15 protein-coding genes are annotated in these 17,004 nt (G+C 71.3%); 6 read left to right on the plus strand and 9 right to left on the minus strand.

What is annotated here, in order from left to right:
- The 3 genes from ABD211_RS31525 to ABD211_RS31535 all read left to right on the plus strand — a co-directional run.
- Positions 1–471, plus strand: a 471-nt coding sequence (locus ABD211_RS31525; protein ID WP_344139849.1) for a hypothetical protein, incomplete at its 5' end; no start/stop codon positions are given.
- A 184-nt stretch (positions 472–655) separates the two neighbouring features.
- On the plus strand, positions 656–1,537 hold the full coding sequence (locus ABD211_RS31530; RefSeq protein WP_344139852.1) for a hypothetical protein: 882 nt from the start codon (positions 656–658) through the stop codon (positions 1,535–1,537).
- 6 nt (positions 1,538–1,543) lie between these two features.
- Positions 1,544–3,760 (plus strand): UvrD-helicase domain-containing protein, encoded by a 2,217-nt coding sequence (locus tag ABD211_RS31535; protein ID WP_344139855.1) that lies wholly within the window; start codon positions 1,544–1,546, stop codon positions 3,758–3,760.
- 8 nt (positions 3,761–3,768) lie between these two features.
- On the opposite strand, the gene ABD211_RS31540 is transcribed toward ABD211_RS31535, so the two are convergent.
- The 6 genes from ABD211_RS31540 to ABD211_RS31565 all read right to left on the minus strand — a co-directional run bounded on the left by ABD211_RS31540 (position 3,769) and on the right by ABD211_RS31565 (position 9,519).
- Positions 3,769–4,212 carry an HD domain-containing protein gene (locus tag ABD211_RS31540; protein WP_344139890.1) on the minus strand — a complete coding sequence of 148 codons (444 nt, stop codon included), beginning with the start codon at positions 4,210–4,212 and terminating at the stop codon, positions 3,769–3,771.
- A gap of 509 nt (positions 4,213–4,721) precedes the next feature.
- Positions 4,722–5,102 carry a YchJ family protein gene (locus ABD211_RS31545; protein ID WP_344139857.1) on the minus strand — a complete coding sequence of 127 codons (381 nt, stop codon included), beginning with the start codon at positions 5,100–5,102 and terminating at the stop codon, positions 4,722–4,724.
- Between the two features lie 14 nt (positions 5,103–5,116).
- Positions 5,117–5,296, minus strand: coding sequence for a hypothetical protein (locus ABD211_RS31550; protein ID WP_344139860.1), 180 nt, complete (start codon positions 5,294–5,296; stop codon positions 5,117–5,119).
- 44 nt (positions 5,297–5,340) lie between these two features.
- Entirely contained in the window at positions 5,341–6,351 is a 1,011-nt protein-coding gene (locus tag ABD211_RS31555; protein WP_344139863.1) for an Ldh family oxidoreductase, read from the minus strand.
- 379 nt (positions 6,352–6,730) lie between these two features.
- On the minus strand, positions 6,731–8,218 hold the full coding sequence (locus ABD211_RS31560) for a CoA-acylating methylmalonate-semialdehyde dehydrogenase (protein ID WP_344139866.1): 1,488 nt from the start codon (positions 8,216–8,218) through the stop codon (positions 6,731–6,733).
- On the minus strand, positions 8,215–9,519 hold the full coding sequence (locus tag ABD211_RS31565) for an aspartate aminotransferase family protein (protein WP_344139869.1): 1,305 nt from the start codon (positions 9,517–9,519) through the stop codon (positions 8,215–8,217). The genes ABD211_RS31560 and ABD211_RS31565 overlap by 4 nt, the downstream gene beginning before the upstream one ends.
- Before the next feature lie 206 nt (positions 9,520–9,725).
- On the opposite strand from ABD211_RS31565, the gene ABD211_RS31570 reads away from it, so the two are divergent.
- The 3 genes from ABD211_RS31570 to ABD211_RS31580 all read left to right on the plus strand — a co-directional run bounded on the left by ABD211_RS31570 (position 9,726) and on the right by ABD211_RS31580 (position 15,111).
- Positions 9,726–10,658 (plus strand): cellulose binding domain-containing protein, encoded by a 933-nt coding sequence (locus ABD211_RS31570; RefSeq protein WP_344139872.1) that lies wholly within the window; start codon positions 9,726–9,728, stop codon positions 10,656–10,658.
- Between the two features lie 151 nt (positions 10,659–10,809).
- Positions 10,810–14,295 (plus strand): ATP-binding cassette domain-containing protein, encoded by a 3,486-nt coding sequence (locus ABD211_RS31575; RefSeq protein WP_344139875.1) that lies wholly within the window; start codon positions 10,810–10,812, stop codon positions 14,293–14,295.
- A 66-nt stretch (positions 14,296–14,361) separates the two neighbouring features.
- Positions 14,362–15,111, plus strand: a complete 750-nt coding sequence (locus ABD211_RS31580; protein ID WP_344139878.1) for a DUF427 domain-containing protein — start codon at positions 14,362–14,364, stop codon at positions 15,109–15,111.
- Here ABD211_RS31580 and ABD211_RS31585 read toward each other — a convergent pair.
- The 3 genes from ABD211_RS31585 to ABD211_RS31595 form a co-directional block, all read right to left on the minus strand.
- Entirely contained in the window at positions 15,104–15,742 is a 639-nt protein-coding gene (locus tag ABD211_RS31585) for a hypothetical protein (RefSeq protein WP_344139881.1), read from the minus strand. The two genes, ABD211_RS31580 and ABD211_RS31585, sit on opposite strands and share 8 nt — an antisense overlap.
- Positions 15,739–16,206 (minus strand): MarR family winged helix-turn-helix transcriptional regulator, encoded by a 468-nt coding sequence (locus tag ABD211_RS31590; RefSeq protein WP_344139884.1) that lies wholly within the window; start codon positions 16,204–16,206, stop codon positions 15,739–15,741. The genes ABD211_RS31585 and ABD211_RS31590 overlap by 4 nt, the downstream gene beginning before the upstream one ends.
- A 79-nt stretch (positions 16,207–16,285) precedes the next feature.
- Positions 16,286–17,004 (minus strand): polysaccharide deacetylase family protein (locus ABD211_RS31595; RefSeq protein ID WP_344139887.1); only part of this gene is annotated, 719 nt, incomplete at its 5' end.

Consider the following 17,004-nt stretch of genomic DNA (forward strand, 5'->3'; position numbering starts at 1 on the left):
CCCGCGGTGCCGGCCGCCGCCCGGGCCCAGATCGCCGCCCGGACCGGTCCGCCGCCCACGCCGGTGCGCCTCGCGGCGGGCGCCACCGTCACCCTGGCGCTCGCCGCCGACGCCGCCGGCGCGCTTCTTGCGATCGCCGCGTTCGACCGGCACTTCATGATCACGATCTTGATGCTGGTGCTCGCGGCGGTGCTCGCGTTCGCGGCGATCCGGCTGCTGATCGGCGCGACGCGCCTCACCCGGGACGGCGACCCGGCGGAGGTGCGCCGCGTGGCCGGCTTCCTCGGCGTCTTCGCCGTCCTCGGCGCCCTGGGCAACGTCGCCACCCACCCGACCCACACCGCCGCGTACGCCATGGCGGCCGCCCTGGCGGTCGCGGCCTACACCCTGCCGGCCGTGGGTTCCGCCCGGACCTGGCTCCGCGCCCGCCGCGACCTCACCCACGCCCACCGAGCCGCCGCCCACCGGTAAGGGGATCCTCCCCGCTCGTCGCGGCCGACGTTCGGACAGTCGCGCGCGTAATTTCGCGCGGAACAGCCCGCCTAACGGTCCGAACGTCGGCCGGGCACGACGGAGGGCGGGGGATGATCGGGCCGGCGATGCGGTCCCTGCTGCCGATGCTCCGGTCGGGGGCCGGGCGCCAGACTCTGTCCACATGCGATGGGTGGGGCCGGCGGACGAGGAGTGCGTCGTCGCGGACGACGGGACGGTGCCGCTGCGGCAGGGCGACGTGTTCGCGTTCCTGCCCGAGTATGTGGCCAGCCACGATGTGCCGGCGCTGGGCATCGTCGTCACGGCCGACTGCGACCTGGCGCGCAACAAGCACCACGGCATCGTGTCGTACGTCCCGGTGTACTCGATCGCGGACTACACCGCCGACTTCGTCCTCCCGAAGATCGCCGAACAGTTCCGGGACAAGCGGCTGCAAGGGCTCACCGCGCTGGTCAACCAGCTCGACCCGCGCCGGGGGACCAACCGCCGGCCGCTCATGGCATCCGCGGTGGAGGAGTGGGTGCGTTCCGGCGAGACCGCCGAGATCATCGAGTACCTGCGGCTGGAGGCGCCCAAGGAGCGCGCGGCGGTCGAGACGGCGGCGCAGGAGTTGCGGAACGGCCTGCGCGCGCTCGACGCGGAGGGCTACGTCGCGCAGTTCGAGGCGCTGACCCACCTCTACTCCCGCGGCGCGAAGAAGTCCCCGGCCCAGCAGCTACGTGACGAGATCAACGGTCGGCTCACCGGGAAGCTGCCCGGCGACGCGTTCTTCATCAGTTCGTTCGGACCCGCGTACACCGCGGGGTACATCGCCTATCTGCGGCTCGTCCGCGAGGCGCGCAGTGCCCAGATCGCGATCAGCTACCACCAGACGCTGAGCCACGCCATCGTGGCGCGCCGGGTCGCCCACCTGCTGCCGCCGTACGTGTACCGGCTGACCCAGCAGCTCGCGGACGTCTTCGCGGCCATCGGGCTGCCCACCGCCTACGAGGAGCGCCGGGCGCGGCTGGTGCGCGACCTGCTCGACGACACCGGAACGGAGTGAACGCGGATGGACTACGTCTTCACCCTGACCTCGCTGCACGCCTGCCTGCTGCAGGGCGGCGCCGAGTGGTTCACCGAGATGGACGGCGAACGGTGCCGAGCGTGGCGCGTCACCCGCGTGGACGTCGACGACTACGCGTACTTCGTGCACGCGGCGGACACGCTGGACTCGCCGCGCATCATCGTGTTCGACCAGACGAGCGACGGCATCGACAACGCGTTGTGGATGAACAAGGCGGTGCTCAAGCGGATGCACCTGGCGGCCGTCGCGGCGACCCGCCCGCCGCTGAAGCTGGACCGCAGGTGGAGCAGCTACCAGTACAAGAATCTGTTCGCCTTCTACGCCACCAAGCGCGGCGGTGGCGTGCGGTGGACGGCGGAGAACCGGCCGCAGGGCACCCACGACCTCGTGTACTGGCAGCTCACCCGCGAGCACGTGATGCCGCTGGAGCGGTTCCGCCCCGACTACGCGGCGTACTTCGACGTGGTGGACCAGTGGGAGGCCGCGTTCGCCGAGGCGTCCCGGCGCGCCGACGAGGAGCCTGAGGCGGCCGAGCCCAGCACGTCGGTGGTGGCGCTCGACGAGACGTTCGCCGAGGTGGCCCGCGGCCGCGGGTACTCGGCGTGGCTGCCGCTGCTCACCCCGGAGCAGCGGCGGTTCCTGCTGCTCGAACCGGACGGGCCGATCAAGCTGCGCGGCCCGGCCGGCACGGGCAAGACGCTGTGCCTGGTCCTCAAGGCCATCCACGAGGTCAAGGAGGCGCGGCGGCGCGGCGAGGACATCTCGGTGCTGTTCCTCACCCACAGCTGGGCGATGGCCCAGCAGATCGACGAGGCGCTGCGCGACGTCGACGAGTTCGACTGCGCGGGTTCGATCACTGTCTGGCCGCTCTTCGGCATGGCCCAGGAGTACCTGCCGCCCCCGCCGCCCGGTCTGAGTCTGCTCGGCGAGGACAGCCGCACGGGCATGCTGGAGCAGCTCCGGCGGGTCGACGACCTGCTCAGCGAGGTCATCGAGGAGGCATGGCCGGCGTTTCGGGCCGGCTGCCGGGAGGAGTTCGTCCGGGCCGTGGAGAGCGAGCCCGGCTCCGACGACCGGCGGCTGTTCGAGTGGGAGCTGCTCAACGAGTTCGCCTGCGTGCTGAACGCCGAGAAGATCAAGCCCGGCATCAACGCGGACCGCGAGTACCTGGACCTGCCCCGGTCGCCGTGGATGATGTCGCTGGACAGCGACCGCGAGAAGCGGTTCGTGCTGCACCTGTACGCCCGCTACATCCAGGGGCTCGAACGCGACGGCCTGATCAGCAACGACCAGATCATGAGCGACTTCTTCCTCGCCGTGGACACCTGGCGGTGGAACTACGAGCGCAAGACCCAGGGGTACGACCGGATCTTCGTGGACGAGCTGCACCTGTTCAACGGGCAGGAACGGCTCGTGCTCCAGTACTTCTACCGGCACGTCGACCAGTACCCGATCATGTACGTCGCGCTCGACCCGCGCCAGTCGCCGCAGATGACCTACGTCGGCGTGCCCGCGAACGGCCTCGTGCGGGGTGACACGAACGGCGACGCGAAGTCGCTCGGCACCTCCCAACTGGTCTCGCTCACCCGGGTGCACCGGTTCTCCCCGGACGTACTCGCGCTGTTGCGCCACATCAACCACAGCTACCCGGCGGTGTCCCTCGACGAGGACTGGGAGCTCGACCTCGACGCGGTCGACAGCTCCCGACCCTCCCGGGCGGTGCCCACCGTCTACCGGCACAGCACCCGCTACGACGAGGCGCTGGCCGTGCTGCGGCGCTGCAGGCAGGCGGCCGAGAACAAGGGCGGCAAGAGCCGCCGCGTCGCCGTGGTGCTGGTCGACCCGGACGCCCTCACGGTGTACGAGGAGATCGTCTTCGACCACGCCGACAGTGTCCGGCCGCAGATCCTGCGGGCGCGCGACGACGTCGTCGGCCTGCGGTACGCCCAGAAGACGATCGTGCTCTCGCCCGTCGAGTACGTCGCGGGCCTGCAGTTCGACGTCGTGATCGTGGCGGGCCTGCGCCCCGTGCGGCGCGGCCCGTGGAGCACCAACCGCCTGCGCCAGATGCTGTCGATGCTCTACCTGGCCATCTCGCGCGCCACCGACGAGGTCGAGATCCACGTCAACCTGGCCTCCGGCGGCATCCCCGACATCCTGGCCTCGGCCATCGAAGCCAACAAACTCGTCCTCGACGCCTGACCCGCGTGCTACCGGTCGCGCCACGCCAACGGCGAGATGGTCAACGCCGCGTCCGCGATCCGTCCGGCTGTCCGCGTCTTCAACGCGCGCCGGGACGAGTCGATCCAGCCTTGCACGTGGGCGTTGCCCGCGGCCTTGTACTCGACGGCTTGAAGGAGGCACTCCAGCTTGTCGGCGTCGTAGGCACACTGCGCCTCGACCGTGGTCCGGGCCTCGTACTCCGCCACTGCCTCGCGGACCGTCCTCGCGGCGGCATCCGGTAGACGGGCGGTCTGATCGGCGGTGATCGTCAGCGGGTCGGGAGCGGTGACATAGGGCCGCGCCGTGTGGGGCAGGTCGCCGGTGAGCGCCGCGAGTTGGCTGACGCGCAAGCTGTGCTCGGCGACCGACTCGGGATCGCGGATGCCGGCATGCCACCAGCCGGCCCGGCGCATCCGCTTGAGGATGCCCATCTCGAAGGCGAAGCCAGCTACGGCGGCGGCTGCCGCACGGTCGGTGTCGTGTCCTGGCGTGTCCTCGCCGTCAGCCACGGTGGCCTCCTTCACCTGTCGCCCATCTCGATCGCGTAGGCGACGTTCGACAGCTCCTGCCTGGCCCGGGCGGTGAGGCCCGGACGGTCGAGGGCCTCGCCCACCTTGTCGCGGCCTCGTGCCTGAGGTCTGGACGCCCGTCGAGTACCTGCGGCCTGGCCAACAGTAGCTTCCACAACGTGTGGGCATACAGCTCAGCCTGGTCAGCCGCCGGATCGAACCCGGACCCGGGCGCAGTGTTTGCGGCTGTTCCGCCATGTCACGTCCTTGTCGGCGGGGTGCGGCTTCGACCCTCACCCGTACCTCGGGTCAGTCGTTCCAGGGCAAGATCAGGTAGGCTACCGAGGCGGCCGCTACCCGCTCGACTGGACCGCTAGATCTTGGATGGCTGGGCCGAAATAGCGACACTTCGATCCAAGATCCGGTATGGGTCAGGGGTGGAGGATCGGGCCTACGTAGAGCCAGGTGTTGGCGTCGCGGACGAAGCGGCTGTGCTCCTCCATGACGCCCGGCTTGGCGCGGTCGAGGTAGTGGGCGCGGAACGTCACCGTGCCCTCCGTGTGGAACATCGTGCCGCCGTCGCTGGCCAGGACCTCCAGCTTCGTGTAGCGCAGGCCGTCGGTCAGGTCCAGCGTGGGCGGCCGGGTGTCCGGGTGCCAGGTGCGCAGCAGGTAGCCCGCGTTGCCGAGGGCGAACGCCGTGTACCGCGACCGCATGAGCGCCTCGGGCGTCGGCGCGCTCCCGGGCGCCCGGTGCCACCGCCCGCAGCACTCGTCGTACCCCGCCCCGGACCCGCACGGACAACCAGCCATGCCCACATCATGGCTCACGGGGGATAGACGCAGATCCGGAAGCCCAGATCCACGTACGAGCTGAACGGCGGATCGCAGAGCCGGTAGGCGGGATCCGTCGCGGCCGCCTGGTCGTCGGAGAAGAACGAGCCGCCCCGTACCGCCCGATAGGTGAGGTCGTAGGGTCGGTCAGCGATGTCGCGCCAGAGACCCAATCGCTGACGGTGCCCCACTGCGGCGCGCTCATTGCCCGCTTTCGCTAGTTGTATAGAGGGTTCTCCGAGAGTTCGGCGAACTTCTCGCCCTTCGCCATGCGGCCGAGCAGTGCGACGACGGTGTCCGGGACGTCGACCTTCTCCTCCCGGGGAATTTCGTCGATCTTTATGCGAGTGCGCTGATGGTCGCCCGGCGCGCGTACCTCGCCGCCGGTACGCAACGGCCGGGAATTCCGGACCTCGCCGAGCAGATCGGATACGCGGTCCGGGAAGAAGGGGCCGGCGTCGAACGACTCCGGGTCGAGGGCGAGGAATGTGGCGCCGCAGTCGAACTCGTCCTCGACGCTGAGTCCACCACGCCCGGCGGGTAACAGGCCCGCCAGTACCTCGATGGCGAGGTTCAGCGCGGACCCTTTCGGGCCGCCGAACGCCTTGACGGCCGTGACCGCCGAGGGCGTTGTCGCGTCCTTGCCGTCGATGTCGATGAACGCGTTGGCCGCCACGTGCCGGTTCTCCAGGGTCGCCTGTCGGATCTCGCCCCACACCACCTCGGCGGTCGAGAAGTCCAACGTCTGCACGCCGCCCTGGCTGGTCGGGAACGAGAAGCAGATCGGGTTGGTGCCGGTGATGGGGTCCTTCGAGCCGAAGGGCGCCACCGCGGCGGGGCCGGCGCTGTTCATCAGGACGCCGATGAGGCCGTTCCGGGCGACGATCTCGGTGTACGGAAAGAGCGAACTGTACCGGCTGAAGTTTCTGATCGACGCGGCACAGATGCCGAACTCCCTGGCGGTGCTGCTTAGTCGCTCCGCCACCGCGCGGAGGATGAGAAACCCCGAACCGCCGTTCCCGTTGACGTTGAGAACGCAGCCTTTGAGCTTGATGCTGGGGTCGGCCGTGAGGTCGCCGATGTTCAGGGAGGGCAGCTTTCCGACGCCGTGCGTCGTGGTGCCGACGTACTCGGCGATAACGAATTCTTTGCTGATCTCGGACGCGTCGGCGTTCCGCATTCCCTGTCCCACGAGCGCGTCGGTGGCCAGGTCATACAAATCGGACACATTCATCTTTGTCACGCCGCGACTCCACTACTCGGCCCACGGAAATGCCCGTTGATATTGAAATGCCGTAGCTGCCGCTACGGCATTTCGCTGTCAGTGTACGGGTCGGGTCCAGACATACCCGCATGACCGATTCCGGTATGTCGGTAGTGGGATCGCTATTCGTTATGAGTGACTGTTCGGTGGTTCGCGCCGGGTGGAGATCACTGTCTGCGGTGTCGCCGGCCCGTCGTGGAGGGTGGGAGTAGCCAACGTTTGGTCAATTGGGTGTGGTCATCGTGCGCTGGGTTCCGCACGTACCTGGCCATACGTCGGCGGTCCCGCGATACGGGCGCCGTCGCCGGGTCATTCGGACGAGAACACCTGATGAATAGTTCCGTTATGTGTGGGTGGGGAAGCCGAGGGTGACGCCGCCGTGGGACGGGTCGAGCCAGCGGGACGTGACCACCTTGCCCCGGGTGAAGAAGTGGACCCCCTCAGCCCCGTGGGCGTGGGAGTCGCCGAACAGGGACGCCTTCCAGCCGCCGAACGAGTAGTACGCCATGGGGACCGGGATCGGCACGTTGACGCCGACCATGCCGACCTCCACCTCGTACTGGAAGCGCCGGGCGGCGCCGCCGTCGTTGGTGAAGATGGCCGTGCCGTTGCCGTACGGGTTGCCGTTGACCAGCTCCAGCGCCTCCTCGTAGGAGTCGACCCGGACCACGGACAGCACCGGCCCGAAGATCTCGTCCGTGTAGACGGACATGCCCGGCCGCACGTGGTCCAGCAGGGTGGGCCCGAGCCAGAACCCCTCCGCCGGGCCGTCCGGGACAACGGACCGGCCGTCGACCACGACCGTGGCGCCCGCAGACTGGCCGGCCGACACGTAGGAGACGACCTTGTCGCGGTGCGCGCCCGTGACCAGGGGACCCATCTCGCAGCCGGGCCGGCGCCCGTCGCCCGTGCGGATGTCGCCGATGCGCGACGCGATCCGCCCGACCAGGTCGTCGCCGACCGTACCCACGGCGACGACGACCGAGATGGCCATGCAGCGTTCCCCGGCGGAGCCGAAGCCGGCCGAGACCGCCGCGTCAGCGGCGAGGTCGAGGTCGGCGTCGGGCAGCACCACCATGTGGTTCTTCGCGCCGCCCAGGGCCTGGACCCGCTTGCCGGCGGCGGTGCCGCGCTCGTAGACGTAGCGCGCGATGGGGGTCGAGCCGACGAACGAGACCGCGCGCACGTCGGGGTGGTCGAGCAGCGCGTCGACGGCCTCCTTGTCGCCGTGCACCACGTTGAACACGCCGTCGGGCAGACCGGCCTCGGTGAACCACTCCGCCAGGCGAACGGACGCCGACGGGTCCTTCTCGGACGGCTTGAGCACGACCGTGTTGCCGCACGCGATCGCGATCGGCACGAACCACAGCGGCACCATGGCCGGGAAGTTGAACGGCGAGATGACCGCGACGACGCCGAGCGGCTGGCGGATGGACCAGGTGTCCACGCCCGTGGACACCCCCTCGGAGAAGCCGCCGCGCAGCAGCGTGGGGATGCCGCAGGCGTACTCGATGATCTCCAGACCGCGCTGCACCTCGCCGGCGGCGTCGGACAGGACCTTGCCGTGCTCGGCGGTGATGAGCGCGGCCAGCTCGTCGCGGCGGGCGTTGACGATCTCGCGCATGGCGAAGAGCACCTGGGTGCGCTTGGCCAGCGACGTCTGCCGCCACGCCGGGGCGGCCTTGGCGGCGGCGGCCACGACGGTGTCGACGTCGGCGGCGGACGCGAGGTCGACGTGGGTCTGCACGACCCCGGTGGCGGGGTCGAAGACCTCACCGACGCGGGCGGCCCCCGCGGTCCACGACTGCCCGTTCACGAAGTGAGTGATCACGCCTGCACCTCGCCGTCGACGATCGTCAACGCCTCGACCAGGATGTCCAGGCCCTCGCGGGCCTCGTCGTCGGTCAGCGTGAGCGGCGGGCCCATCCGCAGCGTGTTGCCGTAGAGGCCGCCCTTGCCGACCAGCAGCCCGAGGCGCCGGCACTCCTCGAAGACCCGCACGGTGGCGTAGGAGTTGGGCCTGGTCGTGCCGGGCTCTATCAACTCAATGCCGATCATGAGGCCCTTGCCGCGCACCTCGCCGACGATCCCGAGGTCCTTGGTCCGCGCCGCCAGGCCCTCGTGCAGGATCGCGCCCGTGCGGGCCGCGTTGGCTTGAAGATCATTATTGAGTACGTAGTCCACGACGGCGTTCCCGGCCGCCGCCGAGACCGGGTTTCCGCCGAAGGTGGAGAACGACACCACGTCGATCGCGTCGAGCACGTCGGCCCGGCCGACGACGCCGGCGAGGGCGAAGCCGTTGCCGATGCCCTTGGCGAAGGTGAGCAGGTCGGGCGTGACGCCGTGTGCCTGGTACCCCCAGAAGTGCTCGCCCGTGCGGCCCCAGCCGGTCTGCACCTCGTCGGAGATGAACAGGATCCCGGTCTCGTCCAACACCTTGCGGTACGCCCCGAACAGGCCGTCGGGCGCGCTGACGAAGCCGCCGACGCCCTGGATCGGCTCCGCGATGAGCGCCGCCACGTCGCCGGCGGTGGACGTCGCGAGCACCTCGCGCAGGTCGGCGACCGCCGCGTCGATGTGCGCGTCGTCGTCGAGGTGGGCGAGCAGCCCGCGCAGCCGGTCGCCGGAGTGCAGGAACGTGACGTTGAGCGGGTTCAGCGATGACGCCGACCAGCTCCGGTGGCCGGTGATGCCCATGGTGGCGTAGGTGCGGCCGTGGTAGCTGTTGCGCACCGCGAGGATCTGGTTGGAGCGCCGGTACGCCGTGGCGAGCAGCAGCGCCGTCTCGTTGGCCTCGGTGCCGGAGTTGGTGAAGAAGACCTTGGCGTCCGGGATGCCGGACAGGCGGGCGATCTTCTCGGCGAGCTCGACCTGCTGACGGATGAGGTACAGCGTCGACGTGTGCACGATGCCCGTGTCGAGTTGCCGGCGCACCGGGTCGGTGATCTCCGGGATGTCGTAGCCGATCATGTTGGTCAGCACGCCGCCGAAGAAGTCCAGGTACTCCCGCCCGTCGGCGCCGGTGACCCGCCGTCCCTTCCCGGAGACGAGCTCCAGGGGCTCCTCGTAGTAGATCGGCATCCACGAGGGCATCACGGCCCGGTGGCGGGCGAGCAGGTCGTCGCTGGTCATATTTCGGTCATCCTCCGGTCAGGGGCCCTTCTGGCACGCTCGCACCCCCGGGGCGCCCAGGCAAGCCGCACGCTGTGTGGCGCGGCGGTGTTCTGGTTGACAGATCGTCCACCTGCGCCGTTCACCTCGCGGTGGTACATTCATGAATTGCAATGTGCCTGTTCTCTGGCTCTTGAACGTCCCCTTGAAGCTGGAAGGACGCGCTCATGAGGCGTACCCGCAACCTGACCATCGCGGCCTCGGCGTCCCTTGTCGCCGGGCTGCTCACCGCCGCCTTCGCGGCCGGCGCACCCGCGTCCGCCGTCACCGGGGTTCCCGGCGTCATCGCGGCCGCCACGGCGCCGGCGACCACCAACGACGTCCCCACCCCGACCCGGCCGACCGCCACCCGCACCAGCCCGTCGCTGATCGCCGACTCCCTCTGCTACGTCAACTGGTACGTGCAGAGCCAGACGTCGACGACGTTCCAGGCGCTGGTGTCGTTCCGCAACCCCACGTCCGGCACGATCGCCCCGCCCTGGACGCTGTCCTGGAGCTTCGCGAACGGCCAGATGATCACCGGGATCCTGGGCGGCGCAACGTCCTACAGCCAGACCGGCTCGCGGGTGACCGTGAGCGGCACCGAGACCGTCGCCGGCGGCCAGTCGCACAGCTTCATCGTGACCGGCACCTGGAACGGCTACACGAACGCCACACCGACCGGCTTCTCGCTGAAGCCGCCGCCCGGCGTGTACTTCTTCAGCTGCTCGGTCACGACGAACCCGCCGTTGACCACCCCCGCGGTCTCCAGCGCCGTGGTGCCGTCGTCGGCGGCCCCGGCCACCTGCGTGATCGACTACCAGGTGCCCACCTGGTGGCCCGGCGGGTTCAGCGGCCAGGTCACGCTCACCAACAAGGGCGCGCCGATCACGAGCTGGACGGTGCGGTTCACGTTCCCGAACGGGCAGCGGATCACCCAGCTGTGGAGCGGGATCTACGAGCCCACCGGCACCAGCGACGTGGTGGTACGGAACGCGTCCTGGAACGGCAACGTCGCCACCAACGGGTCGGCCTGGTTCGGCTTCAACGCGAGCGGCGACGGCCCCAGCAGCCAGCCGGCCACCGCGACGCTCAACGGCGTCGCCTGTCAGGTGATCTAGCGCCGACCGGGCCCGGCCGGCCCTCCCGCCGGCCGGGCCCTCCGGAGCGCTGACCTGGACCTCCCGCATCGTGACCTGCGCCAAATTCGCTTGAGTGATTCCAGGTAAGGGGCGACGCTGGGGGCATCCCCTGTCCTCCGGAGGCCCCCTCATGCGCCTGTTCCGCGACTTATGGGTCACCTCGCCGCGCCTGACGGCGACCGTGGCCCTGCTGATCGTGCTGGGCGGCGGCGGGCAGGCCGCCGCCGCGGCGCTGGCCGGCCCCGTGCTGGTGCACCGCTCGGGCGGCCTGTTCGTGCTGCTGGCCGTCGCCCTGGCCGCGGCCGTCCTCACCGACGTGGCGGTCGGCCTCCTGGCCGCCCGGCTCACCGCCGACTGGACCGCCGACGTGCGCCGCCGGCTGTGCCGGGTGGCCTTCGGCCAGGACCTGCAGACCCTGGAGCACACCCCGGTCGGCGAGCTGCTCGACCGCATCGACGGCGACGTCTACCAGGTCGGTTCCGAACTGCGTGGGCGCGGCGTCCGGATCGCCCAGTGCGTCGCCGTCGGCATCTTCTCGATCATCACGGCGCTGGTCCTGTGGTGGCCCGCCGGTGTCGCCATGGTCGCGCTGTCGGTGCTGCTCGTGTGGAAGCTCGCCGGCCCGATCCAGCGCATCGGCCCCGCCCGCGTCGCCGAGGAGGAGGCCTGGTCCGACGCCGCCGCGGTGATGGAGGAGGCCATCCACGGCCAGGACGACGTGCGCACCAGCCTCGCCCGCCCGTACGTGCTGCGCCTGTACGCCCGGCAGGCCAGCCGGGTGCTGAGCCTGGGTCGGCGGGTGTGGTCGCTGTCCTCGCGCGCCTCGATGATCGCGTCCGGCGTGGTCCGGGCCGGCATCGCCGGCGTCGTGCTCGGCGGGGCCTGGGCGCTGGCCGCCGGCGCGATCGACGGCGCCCGGCTCACCGCCATCTGGCTGCTCGCCATCGCGTTCGGCGGCACCGTCGAGCAGCTCAGTCGCATGATGCCCGAGCTGCAGAACGCACTCGGCGCGTGGGCGCGGGTGCAGTTGCTGGCCGACGTCGAGCAGGAGCCGGCCGGCGGGCTCGCCCCGGTCGACGGCGACCTGACCGTACGGAACCTGACCTTCCGCTACGCCGACGCCGAGCGCGAGCCGGTCCTGCGCGACGTGAACCTGGCCTTCCAACGCGGCAAGTCGTACGCCCTGATCGGGCGCACCGGGTCCGGCAAGTCGACCCTCGCGAAGGTGCTCACGAGAGCCGTCGAGGTGCCGACCGGCACGGTCCTGCTCGGCGGCGTGGACATCACCGAGCTCGACGTCGAACAGTTGCGCCGGTGGATCGCCGTCGTGCCGCAGCGCACCGAGATCCTCGCCGGCACGCTCGCGGAGAACATCGCCCTGTTCGACCCGGACCTCCTCGACGCGGCCGCCAAGGCGCTCGACGAACTGGGCCTGGCCGCGTGGGCGGCCGACCTGCCCGACGGCCTCGACACGAAGCTCGGCGACGGCGGGTACGTCCTCTCGGCCGGCCAGGAGCAGCTCGTCGCGTTCGCCCGGATCCTCGTCCGCGACCCGCACGTCGTCATCCTCGACGAGGCCACGGCGCGGATGGACCCGGTCACCGAGGCCCGCGTGCAGGCCGCCACCGAGCGGCTGCTGCGCGACCGGATCGGCCTGGTCATCGCCCACCGCCTGTCGTCGGTGAGCCGCTGCGACGAGGTCGTGGTGCTCGCCGACGGCGCCGTCCTGGAGGCCGGCCCGCTGCGCGAGTCGCGCCGCTTCGCCCAGCTGCTGCAGGCGAGCAACGCGGCCGTCCCGGCGCCGGTCGGCGGCGGCGGCGACCTCGGCCTGGCCGAGAGCGACGACGACCTCTGGCCGCGCCCCGCCGACGAGGACGACGCCGACCGGGCGGACCTGACCGTCGCCGGCAAGACCGACCCGCCGGTCCTGCCCGAGCCGCCCCCGGCCCGGACCATGCGGGAGATCTTCCGGCTGGCCACCAACGACGCCCGGTTCGGCCTCGGCGCGGTCGCCCTGTTCATCGTCATGGTGCTGCTGGGCCTCGACGGCGCGGTGCTGCCCTGGCTGTGGGCCGACCTGGTCGACGGCCTCGGCTCGCCGATGTGGCCCGCCGTGGCGATCACGGTCGGCCTGCTGCTGACCGTGCCGGCCGTCTACTACACGGGGACGTGGTTCCCGGAGTGGTGGGTGCGGCAGATGCTGCGCATCGGCGTGCGGCTGGTGCACGGGCAGACCGGCGCCCGCCGGATCAGCGCGCACACCCCTGCGGAGGTCATCGCGCAGAGCGGCGATACCGAGCGGGTCGTCATTCTCGCCGACAACCTCATCGACCAGTCCATCTGCCTGATCTACCTGATCTCGATCATCGTGGTGTCCGGCTCCGTGCTGCCGGCGCTGTTCTTCCTCGGCACGATGGTCGTGTCGGGCCTCGCCGCGCTGCTGCTGGGGCGGGTGCTGGAGCGGTCGGCGCGGCGGACGGTGTCGGCGCGGGCGGCGTTCGCCACCGCGCTGGTGTCGTCGCTGTCGTCCGCGCGCACGGTCAAGCTGGCCGGCGCGACCCGCCCGGTGCTCGCCCACCTGGCCCGCCTCGACACGGTCCGCAGCGAGCGGCAGCGCCGGGAGATCTCGATCCAGGTCTGGGCCCGGTCGACCCCCGCCCTGGTCAGCGGCCTGCTGCCGGTGGGCGTCTGGGCGCTGTACCTGAACGGCACGCTGTCGGCCGGCGCAACGCTGGTGGCAGTGTCGTCGCTGAGCGCGGCCCGCTGGTTCGCCTGGACGACCGCGTCGCTGGTGTCGCAGCTGCCGTCGGCACGGGTGTGGACCCGGCGGACGGTCGCCATGGCCGGCACCGGGGCGTACTCGGCGCCCGTGCCGGGCGTGGACATCTCGGCCGGCACGGCGCCCGCCGCCGCGACCGCGCCGCGCCACCCGCTGCGGCGGCTGGAGCTGTCGAGCTTCTCCGCCGTGCACGAGGACGGCACGGTCGGCGTCCGCGACGTGAACCTGGCCGTGGACTCCGGGCAGCTCGTGCTCGTCGTCGGCCCGGTCGGGTCGGGCAAGTCGTCGCTGCTGCGCGCCCTGGCCGGCATCGTGCACCACACGGGCCAGCTGCGCTGGAACGGCGACCCGGTCAACGAGCCGGAGGTGTTCCTGCGGCCCAACCAGGTCGGCTACGTCGCCCAGCTGCCCCGGGTGCTGTCCGGCACGATCGCCGACAACATCCGGCTGGGCCGGGAGGTCGACGCGGAGGACGCGGTGTCCACCGCCCAGCTGGAGCACGACCTCGCGGCGGCCGGCGGCGGCCTGGGCCTGGTCATCGGGCACAAGGGCACCCGGCTGTCGGGCGGTCAGCTGCAGCGGCTGGCGCTGGCCCGGGCGCTCGCGCCCCGCACGGAGCTGCTCATCGCCGACGACGTCTCCTCGGCCCTGGACGTGACGACCGAGCTGGACCTGTGGCGCGCCCTGCGCGGGCACGGCGTCACGGTGGTCGGCTCGACCTCGAAGCGCGCCGCCCTCGCCCAGGCCGACCACGTGGTCGTTCTCGTCGGCGGCGGCGTCACCGATCAGGGCCGCTGGGACGATCTCGCCTCGCGATGGGGGCACTACGCCGGCTGATGCCGGAGCCGTTCTTTGACGAGGACGGAAGCCGGCAAAACGGCACCGCGGGGTAGCCTGCGAAGGGTGAACGATCAGCGGGGGCGGGTGCGGGTCGAGCCGGGGCAGAAGCGGGTGCGGGTGTACCTGCGCGGTGAGCTCATCGCCGACACCCGTCACCCGCTGCTCGTCTGGGAGGTGCCGTACTTCCCGACGTACTACATCCCGGTGGACGACGTGCTCGCCAAGCTGAGGGAGACCGAGGCCACCGACCGGTCGCCGAGCCGGGGCACGGGCAGGATCCTCGACGTGGTGACGGCCGCGGAAACCGTCGGCGGGGTCGCGGTGCGCTACCCCGACTCGCCCATCGAGGCGCTGCGCGACGGCGTGCGCTTCACATTCGCGGCCATGGACGAGTGGCTGGAGGAGGACGAGCCGGTCTACGTCCACCCGCGTGACCCGTACAGGCGGGTGGACATCCTGGCCAGCGGCCGGCACGTGCGGGTGGAGCTGGACGGGGTGTGCCTGGCCGAGTCCCGCGCGCCGCGCCTGCTGTTCGAGACGGGCCTGCCGGTCCGCTTCTACCTGCCCCTGTCGGACGTGCGCCGCGACCTGCTGCGCCCGTCGGACACGCTCACCCGCTGTCCCTACAAGGGCACCGCCGAGTACTGGTCGGTGGAGGTGAACGGGACCCGCCACGAGGACCTCGTGTGGATCTACCGCGCGCCGCTGCCGGAGAGCCAGAAGATCGCCGGCCTGGCCTGCTTCTACAACGAGAAGGTCGACCTGATCGTGGACGGCGAGCCGTGGGTCCGCCCGCACACCCCGTTCAGCTGACCAGGTACTTCCGGGCGGCGGCGACCAGCGCGGCCGGGTCGTCGGCGGAGAAGCGGAACTCGACGACCGGCCGGCCCTTCGTCTTGCGGTAGGGCAGCGGGCGCGGCTCGCGCAGCACGACGTCGACGCGGGTGGAGCCGGCCTGGGCGAGGTGGGCGATGACGCCGCCGTCGACCGGCTCGATGACCGCCGCGCGGTCGCCGGGCGGCAGCGTCCGGTCGTGCGCGCGGATCGCGGCGATCTCGTCCCAGCGCAGTGTGAAGTCCAGCGTCACGCTGTTGCGGATGCGCAGCCCCGAGGGCCCGACCGTGTGCGGGTGCAGCTTCAGCGAGCCCATCAGGCCGAGCATCCACAGCACGCCCTGGATGCCCAGGGCCAGCGCGATCAACCGGACCGTCTCCCAGGGCAGCATCAGGTGCAGGATGGGAATCTCGATCGTGGACACCCCGATGAACGCCCACAGGATCCCGTTGACCGCGCCCACGTAAGGAAAAGCCTGGCCGCCCGGCTCCACGACCGGGGGCCGGCGCAGGATCCACCGGAACAGGCTGCGCCACATCCCGATCTCCCACGAGATGATCCGGCGCAACAACGAGACCTCGCGGGCGGCGGGGGCGGTCACGTCGGTCATTGGATCTCCCTCGCGGTCGGGTCGATGTGCGCGCGCAGCTTGGCGAGCACGTGGTCCATGCCGGCGACGAACCGGTCGAGGTCGGCGGCGTCGAACTCGTCGAAGAGCAGGCTGGCGAACTCCACCTGGCCGCTCTCCATGGCGGCCGTGATCTTTGCGCCGTGCTCGGTGACGGTGACGAGGGTCGCCCGCCGGTCGGTGGGATGCGGCTCGCGGGTCACGAAGCCGGTGGCGACGAGGCCGTCGACGAGGCCGGTGATCGTGCGGGCGCTGACCCCCATGGCGTCGGCGAGCACCCGCTGCGTCGACGGGCCGCGGTGGCGCAGCTCCCAGAGCACGTGCGCGCGCGACACGGTGAGCTGGTCGCGGGCGAGGCTCTGGGTCATGTCCGCGTTGACCAGGACGCTGAGCTCCAGGATCCGGTCGAGCGCGCCCGCGCGCCGCGCGTGTGCCTCGTCCGTCATGTATCATCCGCCTCATAATGAGCCAACCTCATTGTGAGGTGGCCTCACTATATTGCCTCAGCGGAAGGTGGACGACAAGTCAGGGCTCATGCGCGGGGAGCGCGGCCAGGGAGAACCTTTGGGCCAGCCGGGGGAGCAGGACCCGCAGCGCCGCGACCGTGTCGGTCCGCTCGCCCCCGCCGTCGTGGACGAGGACGATCGCGCCGGGCCGGGTGTGCCCGGTGATCTCGGTGATGATCGGGCGCGGGCCGGGCCGGCGCCAGTCCTGCGCGTCCACGGCCCAGTGCAGCGGGGTCAGCCCGAGTCGCCGGGACGCCGCGACGAGCCTCGGCCGCCACCGCCCGCCCGGCTGGCGGAAGTAGCGCACCCTGGCCCCCGGCGCGGCCCGCTGGATGGCCCGCGTGGTGGCCGTCAGGTCCGCGCGGATCGCCGCCGGGGACCGCCGGCCGAGGTCGATGTCGTGCCGCCACGTGTGGTTGCACAGGGTGTGACCGCCGGCCACGATCGCCCGGACGAGCTTGGGATGCCGCGCCGCGTTCCGGCCGATGAGGCAGAACGTGGCGTGCACCCGGTGGCGGCGCAGCAGCGCCAGGACGGCCGGCGTCCACCGGGGGTCCGGGCCGTCGTCGAAGGTGAGCGCCACGGTCCGGGTGCCCGTCGTCGTCCAGGTGCCGAGCGGGCCACGCCGGTCGGGGGCGTCGAGCGGCCGCGTCATCGGCGGCCACCGGGGTCGCGGCCGGCCCTGCCACGCGCGGTGCGGCCCGGCGGTGGCGTGCGGCCAGGCGGATCGGGCCGAGG

The organism is Luedemannella flava, from assembly GCF_039528515.1.
Classification (GTDB): domain Bacteria; phylum Actinomycetota; class Actinomycetes; order Mycobacteriales; family Micromonosporaceae; genus Luedemannella; species Luedemannella flava.

Bases quoted from the DNA above. Each gene is read 5' to 3' on its own strand.
- ABD211_RS31530 (WP_344139852.1), top strand. From the start codon at position 656: ATGCGATGGGTGGGGCCGGCGGACGAGGAGTGCGTCGTCGCGGACGAC.
- ABD211_RS31535 (WP_344139855.1), top strand. From the start codon at position 1,544: ATGGACTACGTCTTCACCCTGACCTCGCTGCACGCCTGCCTGCTGCAG.
- ABD211_RS31540 (WP_344139890.1), bottom strand. From the start codon at position 4,212: ATGGGCATCCTCAAGCGGATGCGCCGGGCCGGCTGGTGGCATGCCGGC.
- ABD211_RS31545 (WP_344139857.1), bottom strand. From the start codon at position 5,102: ATGGCTGGTTGTCCGTGCGGGTCCGGGGCGGGGTACGACGAGTGCTGC.
- ABD211_RS31565 (WP_344139869.1), bottom strand. From the start codon at position 9,519: ATGACCAGCGACGACCTGCTCGCCCGCCACCGGGCCGTGATGCCCTCG.
- ABD211_RS31570 (WP_344139872.1), top strand. From the start codon at position 9,726: ATGAGGCGTACCCGCAACCTGACCATCGCGGCCTCGGCGTCCCTTGTC.
- ABD211_RS31575 (WP_344139875.1), top strand. From the start codon at position 10,810: ATGCGCCTGTTCCGCGACTTATGGGTCACCTCGCCGCGCCTGACGGCG.
- ABD211_RS31585 (WP_344139881.1), bottom strand. From the start codon at position 15,742: ATGACCGACGTGACCGCCCCCGCCGCCCGCGAGGTCTCGTTGTTGCGC.
- ABD211_RS31590 (WP_344139884.1), bottom strand. From the start codon at position 16,206: ATGACGGACGAGGCACACGCGCGGCGCGCGGGCGCGCTCGACCGGATC.